Raw genomic sequence first — 13417 nt, 5'->3', positions numbered from 1 at the left:
TCGATTAGTTGATATATCCATCTTCAGCAGGCGCTGGTTGAGGGATATCTTGATAACTGTCTGTTCCGCCAATTGGGGCAATATTCGCCTCTGCTTCTGCTTGGGCCTCATCAGAAGTAAAGCTCAAACGATAAATCGTCCATTTATCCTTATCGGGACCATATAATTGTTCAAATTGCGCATAATTTAATGGATTATAATCTTCCAGCGGACGTTTGCTGATCACATATTTGATACCCAGTTTTTTACAATCAGTAAAATTGAGATTAACAGTAAAATTATCCGGTCGATCTAAACGAAATTCCGTTTTTCCTTTATCAATAAATGCTCGCACATGCGCATACCGATTATAAATTTCTTCATTTTTATGTTTAGGATCAATCTTGTGCCATAATTCCATATCTGGATAAAAGCGCACAGAATTAATCGTTTTGACTCCCAATGCAGGAGTAAAATTATAAAGGTTGTCTTCTGATAGCCATAAAGCATTTGGATCCTCTTTTTTGATTTTTACTATTTCTTCAGCTAAGGTCTTTTTATCAATCGCACCAGTCCCTTTAACGACTGGGTTAATAGAAAGTCCCGAAACTAATACAAGAGCAGTCATTGCTAGAATAAAAAACTTTTTCAATTTGAATAGCAAGCTAAACATAATCAAAGCAAAAACGACTAAGGTCATAAATATCTCAAAATTATTGAAATACAGTCCCATTATCGAAGAAACCACAGAATGAGTAGCCAAAATCATAACAAGACCTAGAAAAATCAATTTTATCCACCAGGTGATTCGCGCATATTCCCAGATGAAATTAATCATCCATAAGGATAATAGAACAGCAGCAAAGCCAAATGTTACTAAGCTCCGAGTACTAGTTACGTAAGTCAGCATCAAAGCTTTCGCAATTCCATGACTATACCCAAAATACGTCCAACCGAAGATGAATAAGCAGAACAAACCTAAAATCGCGCCAAGATACTTCTCTTCTCTTCCTTTTTTTGAAAAGAAAATAAAGGGTGATAAGAGTACGGTCAATGGAAAGAAATTGAAATAGGAAGCGACTTCCCCATTGTTCGTTCCATGGAAATTGAAATTATCAAACGGAATTTTCCAGTTTGTCAAAAACAGAAAGAAGTCAGAAGGTGGACGTCCCCCGCCTTCGGCTTCTCGATGGCCAGGATAGATTGTATTGAGCGTCGCGTCGATCGCATCCTTTGAGGTGCTGTAAAAATGATAAAGCACGACCCCAATAATTCCTAGACCGCCAATAATGATCGGCAGATCCCACACATCTATTACCAGCTCTTTTCTAAAATGAATCAATGTACCAAACAACCAAAACAATATCAAATATGCTAATGGCACCTGATGAGCTGGATACAGTACTAAAACAAAGCCGATCCCATTGATAACAATCAGACACATCATTAACAGTCGCTGCAGCACATTCTCATGTTTCGCAATATAATAATAGCTAGCCACCATGATTGCTAGTGTGAAAAACATCAAGTCGCCAACATGCTGCATGAACCACCACTGAATAGAGGGTGAGAAGGTGATCCAGAATGAACCCAGCAGTGAAAGATATTTGTTGCGTTTAGTCAAAATCATGACCATCTCAAAGCTCAATAGAAGCATCGCAATGATTTTGAAGCCCCAATAAAAGGACAGTCCCCGTTCCTTACCTAAAAAGAAAAAGCCCCAATTGAACGGTTTGCCAATCACCGTCAAATCCTTAACAGGTGAGTTGTAAGCGATGATCATATTCTGGCCTTCTTTGCCGTAATGCTTATTCACAACTGGATAGTCACTCTCAGCCTGTGAAAAGTAAAACGGTGTCTGCACCATCCACTCATCTGAACGGACCTCTCGGTTTTCTCCGAAGATAACATCAGACTTCTTATCATCACTACGTTCAGAAACGATCTTATCCCAAGAACCGATTGAGCTTCCATTTAAATTCAATACCACAATTAAAATAAGAAATAGTACACCGATAATATAGCGAAAACGGATAAACTGATCAACGATCCACACAAGCGGGTTCGTTCTCGTTTCTTCATATGGTACTTCCTTAGTTCGCTTTTGTGCCCTTGTTTCCATTGTTTCCTCCTGAGAATAAAAATTTAAATGTCATTTTTCCATAGTTAAATTTACCCGTTAATAATTGTTTGCATCCACGGAGCAATAATTGCCTGCGATATTGAGAAAACAATTTTTTGTCATATAAAGAATAATAGCATTTTTCAGCCTGAATGATTGCTTGATAACGAGAAAAATTCATTTGATTCGCATAATCTAATACAGATAACTGATGCTGCAGTTCATGCAACAAGATTTTTATTTGCTTTTTTTCTGTAAAAATCCGCCAGCTCAACCAATGATCCAAGTAATCTAAGGGAAACTCTACATTGTAGCCGCCAATTTCGTTTAAGAAGCTTGTTCGAAGCGCTGCGGCTGAATTGATCACCATAATATCTTGAGAATATGTTTGACCTTTTTTAGGTAGTTCTGTATGTAATGGACGTAATGTATCACTGCGTACAGGTGAGATTTGCTGCTCATTATCTTTGATGATCGGTGCTATAGCTGCTACTGTTTGCGGCAAGTTGTGAGATGCTGTGATCAGCTCTACTAAGTATTCGTTTGTAAGTGTTGTATCTTGATCTAATGTTACTAGCCACTCAGTCTCTTCGCCGCGTTGCTTCAACGCATAATTATATGCCTGAGCCAAACCAACGTTTTTTGAGCTGTGATAATAAAGAAATCGTTCATCTAGATTCTCTGGCTCGTTAGCATGTTGACTATTATCAAAGAGCCATACTCGCTTGATCTCCGGAAAATTGTTTGAAGTGAGAAGCTTGTTCAGACTTTTGATCGTTGACGATTCTGAAAACGTCATATTGTATAAAACTACAATCATTTCAAACAAACTTCTCACCCCATAGATTTTTATTGTTTTTCTTCTAATTCAAGAAAGCTGGCTAACGCCTCTTGCCAAGTTGGAATCTCAAAACCTAAAGCTTGTGCTTTGCTTAGGTCCATAATTGAATATTGTGGACGTGTCGCTTTTTGCGGATACTCTTCTGAAGTTACAGGTGCTACTTCAACATCTGTATCTTTTAAAATTTCCTTCGCGAATTCATACCAAGAACAGCTATTTTCATTCGATAAGTGATACACGCCAAAAGGTACTTTTTTCTCAATCACAAACGCCATAAATTCAGCTAAGGTACGTGTCCATGTCGGACGTCCGAATTGATCATTCACAACAGTCAATCGATCATGGGTTTTAGCCAAGTTTTGCATTGTATAAATAAAATTGTGCCCATAAATACCAAATACCCAAGAGGTACGAATGATATAGTAATCATCCATAATTTCTTGAACAGCTTTTTCTCCAAGAAGCTTTGTCCGGCCATATTCACTTAATGGATTAGTCGCATCATCGACTTGATACATGCCGTCTTTTTTCTTGCCATCAAAAACATAGTCTGTACTGATATAGACTAACGTTGAACCAGCAGCTTTTGCTGCTTCAGCAACATTGCGCGTACCCTCAACATTGATTTTTTCATCAAGTGCTTTGCCTTCATCTTCTGCTTTGTCAACAGCGGTATATGCTGCACAATGATAGATAGTTTCTGGTTTCATGTCGGTTATAAACTTGTGTGTGGCTTCTTTATCTGTGATATCCAACTGATCTGCATCTGTTGAAACATACTCCATATGCTTTTCATCAAGCAAATAACGCAGCTCTGTACCTAATTGTCCATGTCCACCTGTAATTAAGATCATGTTTATCTACTCCTTGTGTATTCATTTAGTAAAAAAGTCTTCCAGCAGTTTGCTTTCTTCTTAAGCAGCCAGAATCACTGTTAAAGCTGAAAAACAGCATACTCAACAGTCTGACTCGCAAAAAGGCAGGTAGCACCTGCCTCATTTAATTTGTATTATTGGCCGTTTTTCGCGTAATTGTTTTCGACCGCTTCTTTTTCGGCACGCCACCAGTCTTCATGCTCTGTATACCATTGGATGGTATCTTTCATTCCAGCACGGAAGTTTGTAAACTCTGGGGTCCAGCCTAATTCTTCTCTTAATTTAGTAGAATCGATCGCATAACGCAAATCATGTCCTGCACGATCCCTTACATGGTCATAACCGTCTTTGGGTTGCCCCATTTCTTCTAAAATGATTTCCATTACGGTTTTATTGTCTTCTTCGCCATCGGCACCGATTAAATACGTCTCGCCGATCTTCCCTTTAGTCAAAATCGCCCAAACAGCAGAAGAATGATCATTCGTATGGATCCAGTCACGTACATTTTTCCCGTCACCATAAAGTTTTGGACGAATACCGCTCAAAATATTCGTGATTTGCCGTGGAATGAATTTCTCAATGTGTTGATAAGGTCCGTAGTTGTTCGAGCAATTTGAGATTGTTGCTTGTAAACCAAATGAACGAACCCAAGCTTTGACTAATAGGTCTGAACCAGCTTTAGTAGATGAATAAGGACTTGATGGATTGTAAGGTGTTTCTGAAGTAAATTTTTCCCCTTCGCCTTCTCCATGCCCTGGCAAATCTTCTCTCAATGGAAGATCTCCATAAACTTCATCCGTTGAAACATGATGGTAGCGCACATCATTCTTGCGGCAGGCTTCAATCAATGTATAGGTTCCAATAATATTTGTTTGTACAAATGGGAATGGATCCTTCAATGAATTGTCATTATGAGATTCAGCTGCATAGTGAACAACCGCATCTGTATTTTTAACTAAGCGTTCCACTAACTCAGCATCAGCGATATCTCCAACGACTAATTCTACTCGTTCCTCAGGAAGCCCAGCAAGATTTTCTTTGTTTCCAGCATACGTTAGCTTGTCTAAAACTGTCACATGAACTTCTGGATGATTGTTTACAACATAATGAACGAAGTTAGAGCCGATAAAGCCCGCTCCGCCTGTTACGATAATATTTTTCATCTATACTTTACTCCTATTTCGTATTAAAGTACTCATTTAAAAAAACTTAGAAACTGAGTTTGATTCACAAAACATAGTCAATCTGTTGAACTATTTATTCTTTTATACTGCAAAAATGAACTTGCCCTCTTAGATTTCACCGTAGACAAATGGATTTTCAGCTTCAAATTCTTTCAAAGTCGGTTGTTTTGCGTCTTTTTCTGACGTGATAGCTTTTTCAATAGCGATCGGCCAATCAATTGCTAAATCGGGATCAGCAAATGAAATACCGCCATCTGCTTCTGCATCATAGTAATTGTCGCATTTGTACATGAAGTTGACGTTTGGCGTCAGAGTAACAAAACCATGGGCAAAACCGCGAGGTACTAACAACTGACGATGATTATGCTCAGAAAGAATGTAGCCTTCCCATTTTCCATAAGTCGGACTGCCTTTGCGGATATCTACGATCACATCTAGGACCGCACCTGTTACAACACGAATCAACTTCGTCTGTGCAGATTTGCCTTTTTGGAAATGCAGACCGCGTAAAACCCCCGGTTGGGTCGATAGTGAATGATTGTCTTGAATAAAATCAAAATCAATCCCCGCTGCCTTAAAATCTTCCACGGAGTAGCTTTCCGTAAAGAATCCCCGATGATCTCCGAATACAGCAGGTTCTAAAATTTTTACATCTGTTAAATTTGTTTCTGTTACTTTGATTTTTCCCATGTCTATTCCTCTTCTGCTAAACGTAATAGATATTGACCATATTGGTTTTTCTTCAATGGCTGTGCAAGTTCAACTAAATCTTCTTTAGTGATATAACCCATTCGATAAGAAATTTCTTCTAAGCAGGCTACTTTTAGATTTTGGCGTTTTTCAATCGTCGAAATAAAAGTAGAAGCTTCTAACAATGATTCGTGCGTACCTGTGTCTAACCAAGCAAAGCCACGGCTCATCACTTCTACAGATAATCTATTGCGTTTCAAATATTCTTTATTGACATCCGTAATCTCTAACTCACCGCGCTCAGATGGCTGAATATTTTTGGCAATCTCAACTACATCGTTATCATAGAAATACAAGCCAGTTACAGCATAATGCGATTTTGGTTTTTCCGGTTTTTCTTCAATTGAAACAGCTTGCATATCGCCATCAAATTCCACCACGCCAAATCGCTCTGGATCATTCACATGATAGCCGAAGACCGTCGCACCCTCTGTTTTCTTCGCTGCGCGCTGCAACATACGTGATAATCCGTCGCCATAATAAATGTTGTCCCCTAAAACTAGACAAACACTATCATCGCCAATAAACTCTTCTCCAATAATAAATGCTTGAGCCAAGCCGTCCGGACTTTCTTGCACCGCATATTCGATATGGATCCCTAATTCATGCCCATCACCGAAAAGATTTTCAAAGCGTGGCGTGTCTTGTGGTGTCGAGATGATCAAAATTTCATTGATTCCTGCCAACATTAACGTAGACATTGGATAGTAGATCATTGGTTTATCGTAAACCGGCATTAATTGTTTCGAAGTTGCTTTGGTTAGAGGATATAAGCGCGTGCCGCTGCCCCCTGCTAGAATAATTCCTTTCATACTTACGCTCCTTTTTTTTGCATACGAACACATTATACCCGATGTTAGGTATTAGAAAAATCGTTTTGCTGTTTTTTTTTGAATTCTTTTATTCTTTTTCTAACTAATTTCAAGGCGTTCCATCGCCATTTAAACTGCTGAACTCGTGAAGCGGTGGTTTTTATCTCTGATGCATTCAACCCATGACGACGATAATATACCAGCTGTTCAGGAATAAATACCACACCATGATAATAATCGGCCAGCAATCCAATCCACATGTCATGCATCGGTACTTCAGCTGGAATTGGTAAAATGATTTTTTTCAGCTCTGAACGAAAAGCCATCCCGGCACCAATATAGCTGCTTTTAACGATGTTATGCCAGAACCCAGAATGGGTGTGACGCATCGCTTGATAAGAGGGCACTAAAACTTCGAGATCATTATCCACGATAATCAAATCAGAAACGACCACTTTTGTTCTCGAATTGTCAAAATATGGCAGCGTCCTTTTAACTTTGTCAGCATGCCAGAGATCATCCTGATCACTTAAAAAAATGATCGGATGCTTACTGTGCTGGATGGCATTAGCAAAATTCGCGATCAGACCTTTTCCTTCATTTTGAAAAAGCTTGACGCGTGGATCACTTACTTGTAAGTCTAATAAAAATTCCCACGTGCCATCTGTGGAATGGTCGTCGGAAATAATCAACTCATCATGCTCTGAAAGCTGCGGGAATATGCTGTTCAATTGTTCCTCAATAAAGTGACGCCCGTTGTATGTCGCCATACAAACGGAGATTCGCGTATTGGACTGCTTTTGCATTCCCTACCTCCAAAATTAAAAAAATTGCCAGCCCCATTTTTGAAAATACTTTCTCATGGACTGTAAGAAAATAAAAAATAATTTTCGACTTTTGACTGCTCCGCGTTCGTATAAGTGAACAACCGTGAACTGTGGGCTATAAATTGCCTGATAGCCCGCTTGCTCCATTTTACGACAAAGATCATTATCCTCGAAGTACATAAAGTAGCGATCATCAAATCCTTCGATCTCATTAAATTTAGTCAAATCAACTACCATAAAACTGCCAGAGATCATTCGGACAAAACTATCACGATCGTCTGGTAACTCACGACACTCAAATCTAGCCAATCGCTTCGCAAATAGTTTTTTAACAAACTTAAACGGAATGAAACGCAGCATATAATCAAAAACATTCAAATGATTGCGAATTAAAAATTGTGTTGTTCCATCTTCGTTTAATATTTTCGGAGCCAACAATCCACACTCCGGGGTTTCAGCCAAATGAGCAGCCATATCTTTCAAATGATTTTTTGAAAGGATAATATCTGGATTAAAAATAATACCGTATCCAGTTGTTTCTAATAAATTAGTGTTATGCCCAAAACCAAAGCCCTTGTTCTCTTCATAAAAATTTATCTTCACAAACGGATAAACAAGATATTTTTTTAGCCGTTCACGATATTCTGGTTCAGAAGCATTATCAAAAATCTTAACTTGAATCGATTGATCTGTCCCTAATATTTCAATTAACGAATCTAGACTTAGAAAGATCTTGTCGCTATTGTGGGTCACGATGCTGACAGTCACATTAATATCATTCATATTCATAACGGACGACAACACTCATTTCTTCAAATATTTTTGCAGCACCTGCGAACGATATTCCTTGTTTCCGAAGAATCGGAAACTTTTTGTAATAAAACTGTATTTTTCACTGATTAAACCAATCAGCTCTAACAAGAAGGTCAAAGCAAAAACCATGGCAACAATCAAAACGATCGTTCCTACTTTGCTTGTGTAATTCAATAACAATGCAGAAAATGAGAACAGCACAGCGATCGCATAAATCGTCAAAACTGCCCCGCGATGTGTAAAGCCTAGATTCAATAGGCGGTGATGCAAGTGCTGTTTATCAGCAGCAGAAATCGGCATATTTTTAGATTTCCGCCGAACCATCGCAAAGAAAGTATCAGTCACTGGAACCCCTAGGATCACCAATGGTGTGATCAAAGAAATAAACGTAACATTTTTTAATCCCTGCAATGTCAATACAGACATCATGAAGCCTAAGAATAAGGCCCCTGTATCCCCTAAATAAATCTTAGCAGGATGAAAGTTATAGGGAAAGAATCCCATGATACTTGCAACCAAACAAAAAATTGCTAATGATATATACACAGTCGACGAATGCAGGAAGAAATAACCTATTACACCGATCGTCGTCAAACTAATGATCGATACACCCGAGGCTAGACCATCCAACCCATCGATTAGATTCAACGCATTAGTAATTCCGAAAATCCAAAATAAGGTTGCCGGTAAGCTGAGCCATTCAAGATTGATTCGGCCAAACAGCGGTGCCGTGAAAAAATCAAACTGAATATCGGCATAAAAATAAATGACTAATCCTGCCAAAAGAATCCCAATACTTTTCTGTTTAGGCGTCAATTCATATTTATCATCCAAAAGACCCGTAATAATAATAATTAAACCACCAACTAAAATCTTGCTGATATAATCAAAAGGAATCACATTACCGAATAGAATTAACGATGAAATAGCAAACGTAATAAAAATTGGCAAGCCGCCAGCACTTGGCATTGGCACTTGATTCATTCGGCGCGCATTTGGATTATCTACCAACCCAGTCTGGACCGAAATTATTTTAAAAATCGGAGTCAAAATCAACGCAATCAAAAAAGTCAAAAAATATTTAATGATCAGCCCGAATGATACTAACATATTGCCACCTGCCTTTTTACTAAAATTATTATATAGGATTGACCACTCTTTACAAGGCTCTCCTAAAATCTTTCAAAATTCTTGAGATTATTTTTTCTTTTTAATGAAACGATCCTTCAACTTGTTAAACCATTTATTAACACGATTTGATCCTTCTGTGACTTCTTGACCTGTACGATATTCTTCAATTGCCACGTTTAACACACCGCCTAAAATAATAATCGTCGCGGCAAAATTCAGCCAAAACATCAAAACTATGAAACTCCCGATGATTTGGTAACCAGAAACTCGTTGAGCAAAAGTCTGGGCATAGATACTGAATCCTTGTGCTAAAACGATCCAACCAACTGTCGCAAAGATTGTTCCGGGAAGTGCATATTTTATCCGTACATGCGCATTAGGGATAACGATATATAAACCACCTAAGATAACCAGCAACCCAATCAATGTCACTGGCCAGCGCAAAGCCAAGAATGTATCGATAATATCTGGTGAAAAACGTAATAATTGCTGTAAAGCATCTAAAATTACTTGACCTGCACTAAAAAATAGCGCGACAGCAATGATCGCCATCATTAAAATGCCAACAATTCCCACCGAGACAATACGACTGATAACAAAATTCCCGCGGTCCTCGACACCATAGGCCCTGTTCAAGGCTGTTTGCAGCGCATTGATTCCTCGACTAGATGACCACAAAGCTGCCAGAACCGAGATAGAAAGCATACCGCCAGAAGTATTTTCTAACAAACCAGTAATTGCCGGCTTTAAAAAACTAAAAACATTTGGCGGAATAGCTTCACTTAAATATGGCAGAACTGTTTCTGGAGTGATATTAAAGTAGGGCAGCAAATTGCCAACAATAATCAAGATTGGAAAAAAAGACAGCAATAAATAATAGGCGACTACCACAGAGCGGTCGCCTATTTCTGTTTCTGCTAAATGCTTTTGGATCGATTGGATAAAATCCATTAATTTCTTATTCTTTTTAATTTTATCTATTGGTCCCATAAAATCCTCGTCGTCCTAATACGTTCCTTCTTCACCTTGTGAAGTTAAAATTTTTGGTCCTTCTTTTGTAATCGCCAATGTATGTTCATATTGAGCACACCAGCCGCCATCACGCGTATACGCAGTCCAGCCATTCGGATCCATCTTCATTTGCCAATCTCCAGTATTAATCATCGGTTCGATCGTAATAACCATACCTTCTTTTAGCCGCAAGCCTTTTCCAGCAACACCGTAATGCGGAATCGCAGGCTCTTCATGGATAGTCGGTCCAATGCCATGTCCAACAAAATCACGCACAACTGAGAAGCCCTCGCCTTCAGCATAGGTTTGGATCGCGTGACCAATATCGCCGATGCGGTTTCCAACCTGTGCTTGTTCAATTCCAAGATACATCGCCTTTTTAGTAACTTCCATTAATCGTTTGATCTCGGGTGACGCTTCACCTACAGCGTATGACCAGCAGGAATCAGACATTGCTCCTTTGTATTCGACACACATGTCGACTTTAATCAGGTCGCCATTCTTTAATGGCTTCTTTCTTGGAAAACCATGACAAATTTCATCATTGATACTGCAGCAGGTCGCGTACTCATAGCCCTCAAATCCTATTTGTGCTGCCACACCGCCATGACTTTCAATAAAGTCCCGTACAAAATTTTCAATATCCATACTAGTAATTCCTGGTTTTATAAAATCCCGCAAATGACGATGGACATCCGCCAGTAATTCGCCTGATTCATTCATCATTTCTACTTCACGGGGTGATTTTAATGTGATCATGTTCTCGTCTCCTCATATTGATAATTCTACTAATTATTTTGTCTTTATTCTTCTGGTGAAAATATTTATCCAGATCGTCCGCTTAAACTTTCTTTCAAATCCGTTTAATTATAAGTCTGTGAAAAGCTGGACGAACATCCTTTTTCATCTTGTCCATTTTAACATAACCCTATAAAGCGAACAAATGGTTAGAGAGCAGTGATTTCCTTTTGATTTCCATTTTGATATAATGACCATAAAATTAGCTTAAAGCTAGGGAGGTTTTTTTTTGACATTAGCAAAAATCGTTTATGCCAGTATGACAGGAAATACCGAAGAAATCGCCGACATCGTCGCTGAAGCCTTCGAAAACTTAGATCTTGAAGTGGAAATCGACGAATGTACACAAGTGGATGCCGAAGATTTTCAAGATGCGGATATTTGTGTCGTCGCAACGTATACTTACGGTGAAGGGGATCTTCCTGATGAAATCGTAGACTTTTATGAAGAACTGCAGGAGTTAGATTTAAGCGGTAAAATCTTCGGAGTGTGCGGTTCTGGCGATACATTCTATGATCAATACTGCAAATCTGTTGATGACTTCGATGCGGCCTTTGCAAAAACGGGGGCAACGCGTGGTGCCGACAGCGTGAAGGTTGAAATGGCGGCTGAAGAAGAAGATATCGAAAATCTCGAGGCCTTTGCGAAAAAAATCGTCGAAGCAGCATCATAGTATATTAAAAAAGATGTACCAAAAAACTGGTACATCTTTTTTAATTCATTTTCTTTTGAGAATTTCTAAGAAATGCTAAGATAAGATTAATGAAACGGAGGTATAGAAATGACACTACCTAATTTTGAAACACTTCTAAAAAAGTATGCCCACTTGATTACAAAAGTTGGTGTAAACATCCAAAAAAATGACACCGCTGTAATTTATGCGAGTGTTGATCAAGCTCCACTAGCACGACTTATTACAAAGGAAGCCTACCAACTGGGGGCTGCTGAAGTCATTGTTCAATGGAATGATGACGAGGTTCAACGTGAATTTTTAAGCCATGCGGCAGAGGATCGTATCAATGAAGTACCTGCTTATAAAGTTGACGAGGCAAATACTTTTGCTGACAAACGGGTTACTCGGATCAGCATCGTTTCTCAAAATCCCGATTCTTTATTAGGAGTCGACACTAATCGAGTCGCTGCTTTTCAAGCGGCACGAGGAAAAGCACTTCAGTCCGTGATGGAAGCAACACAATCCAATAAATTACGTTGGACTGTCGTAGCCGCTTCAAGCCCTGCTTGGGCAAAAAAGGTTTTCCCAGAACTGGCTTCAAGCGAGGAACAGGTGGATAAATTGTGGAATGAGATTTTTAAAACCACTCGGATTTATGCAGATGATCCAGTTAAAGCTTGGGAAAAACATGACGCACTCATGCGGGAGCAAGCAGAACGTCTGAACAAAGAGCAATTCTATGCCCTTCATTACACCGCTCCGGGAACAGACATTGTCATCGGACTTCCTGAGAATCATGTTTGGGAAGGCGCTGGCAGTTTTGCAGCAGATGGCAATGAATTTATGGCTAATATGCCAACTGAAGAAGTTTTTACTGCTCCAGACCGTACGCGCGTCGATGGCTATATTACTAGTACAAAACCGTTGAGCTATGCGGGAACGACCTTAAATGAAATGAAATTTACCTTTAAAGACGGCAAAGTTGTAGAATTTTCTGCCAAAGATGGAACAGATGTTTTAGCATCATTATTAGATATTGACGAAGGAGCAAAACACCTAGGTGAGGTCGCCTTAGTTCCAGATCCCTCACCAATCTCACAATCAGGAATTACGTTCTTTAATACATTATTTGATGAAAATGCGTCAAATCACTTAGCTCTGGGTGCTGCTTATCCTTTCAGTGTTGAAGGCGGAACTGAAATGTCGAAAGCAGAATTAGCAGACGTGGGATTAAATAGTAGTCAAACCCACGTTGATTTTATGGTAGGGTCAGCCCAAATGGATATTGATGGTATTCGTAAGGATGGCACAAAAATTCCTATTTTTAGGAATGGGGACTGGGCTTAGCCCAAACAAAATACCCACTTAGAAATTCTAAGTGGGTATTTTAACGTTCTCGACTGGAATCGAACCAGCGACCTATCGCTTAGGAGGCGATCGCTCTATCCTACTGAGCTACGAGAACACGCTCATATTATTGTAGCTATTTTAACTTATTTTAGCAAGATGTCGACCTTAAATTTAATGGACTCATTCAAAAAAAATGGAAAAATCATGCTATTCAGCTGTTACCAATTGATGAATTTTTCTAAGATAAGAAT

General features: G+C 39.1%; 13 protein-coding genes and 1 tRNA gene. 2 read left to right on the top strand and 12 right to left on the bottom strand.

Annotation, left to right across the window (positions count from 1 at the left end; all coding sequences use genetic code 11):
- Nucleotides 1–4: 4 nt before the first annotated feature.
- The 11 genes from IGI67_RS00680 to map all read right to left on the bottom strand — a co-directional run bounded on the left by IGI67_RS00680 (nucleotide 5) and on the right by map (nucleotide 11104).
- Entirely contained in the window at nucleotides 5–2101 is a 2097-nt protein-coding gene (locus tag IGI67_RS00680) for a DUF7657 domain-containing protein (protein ID WP_429956442.1), read from the bottom strand.
- A complete protein-coding gene (locus IGI67_RS00675; RefSeq protein WP_429958595.1) occupies nucleotides 2073–2921 on the bottom strand; it encodes a glycosyltransferase in 849 nt (282 codons plus the stop codon). Before IGI67_RS00675 ends, IGI67_RS00680 begins: the two co-directional genes overlap by 29 nt.
- Nucleotides 2922–2950: 29 nt before the next feature.
- Nucleotides 2951–3796 (bottom strand): dTDP-4-dehydrorhamnose reductase, encoded by an 846-nt coding sequence (gene rfbD / locus IGI67_RS00670; protein WP_207108592.1) that lies wholly within the window; start codon nucleotides 3794–3796, stop codon nucleotides 2951–2953.
- Nucleotides 3797–3951: 155 nt separating this feature from the next.
- Nucleotides 3952–4980: a dTDP-glucose 4,6-dehydratase gene (gene rfbB / locus IGI67_RS00665; RefSeq protein WP_429956441.1), complete on the bottom strand. Its 1029-nt coding sequence runs from the start codon at nucleotides 4978–4980 to the stop codon at nucleotides 3952–3954.
- A gap of 129 nt (nucleotides 4981–5109) precedes the next feature.
- A complete protein-coding gene (gene rfbC / locus IGI67_RS00660; RefSeq protein ID WP_429956440.1) occupies nucleotides 5110–5691 on the bottom strand; it encodes a dTDP-4-dehydrorhamnose 3,5-epimerase in 582 nt (193 codons plus the stop codon).
- A 2-nt stretch (nucleotides 5692–5693) separates the two neighbouring features.
- A complete protein-coding gene (rfbA, locus tag IGI67_RS00655) occupies nucleotides 5694–6563 on the bottom strand; it encodes a glucose-1-phosphate thymidylyltransferase RfbA (RefSeq protein WP_207108589.1) in 870 nt (289 codons plus the stop codon).
- A 44-nt stretch (nucleotides 6564–6607) separates the two neighbouring features.
- Nucleotides 6608–7369, bottom strand: coding sequence for a glycosyltransferase (locus IGI67_RS00650; RefSeq protein WP_429956439.1), 762 nt, complete (start codon nucleotides 7367–7369; stop codon nucleotides 6608–6610).
- 15 nt (nucleotides 7370–7384) lie between these two features.
- A complete protein-coding gene (locus IGI67_RS00645) occupies nucleotides 7385–8179 on the bottom strand; it encodes a glycosyltransferase family 2 protein (RefSeq protein ID WP_429956438.1) in 795 nt (264 codons plus the stop codon).
- Between the two features lie 15 nt (nucleotides 8180–8194).
- Nucleotides 8195–9313, bottom strand: a complete 1119-nt coding sequence (locus IGI67_RS00640) for a glycosyltransferase family 4 protein (protein WP_429956437.1) — start codon at nucleotides 9311–9313, stop codon at nucleotides 8195–8197.
- Nucleotides 9314–9400: 87 nt separating this feature from the next.
- Entirely contained in the window at nucleotides 9401–10324 is a 924-nt protein-coding gene (locus tag IGI67_RS00635; protein ID WP_207108585.1) for a YihY/virulence factor BrkB family protein, read from the bottom strand.
- A 15-nt stretch (nucleotides 10325–10339) separates the two neighbouring features.
- Entirely contained in the window at nucleotides 10340–11104 is a 765-nt protein-coding gene (gene map / locus IGI67_RS00630) for a type I methionyl aminopeptidase (RefSeq protein ID WP_207108584.1), read from the bottom strand.
- Nucleotides 11105–11372: 268 nt separating this feature from the next.
- Here map and IGI67_RS00625 point away from each other — a divergent pair, with 268 nt between their 5' ends.
- Nucleotides 11373–11816 (top strand): flavodoxin, encoded by a 444-nt coding sequence (locus IGI67_RS00625; protein ID WP_429956436.1) that lies wholly within the window; start codon nucleotides 11373–11375, stop codon nucleotides 11814–11816.
- A 108-nt stretch (nucleotides 11817–11924) separates the two neighbouring features.
- Complete coding sequence (locus IGI67_RS00620) at nucleotides 11925–13163, top strand: aminopeptidase (RefSeq protein ID WP_429956435.1); 1239 nt, start codon at nucleotides 11925–11927, stop codon at nucleotides 13161–13163.
- A 44-nt stretch (nucleotides 13164–13207) separates the two neighbouring features.
- On the opposite strand, the gene IGI67_RS00615 is transcribed toward IGI67_RS00620, so the two are convergent.
- Nucleotides 13208–13281, bottom strand: a tRNA-Arg gene (locus tag IGI67_RS00615).
- Between the last annotated feature and the right edge of the window lie 136 nt (nucleotides 13282–13417).

Source organism: Enterococcus sp. AZ196, assembly GCF_050498845.1.
GTDB lineage: Bacteria > Bacillota > Bacilli > Lactobacillales > Enterococcaceae > Enterococcus_A > Enterococcus_A murrayae.
The sequence above is the reverse complement of the archived record's forward strand: the minus strand, read 5'-3'. Positions and strand labels throughout refer to the sequence as shown.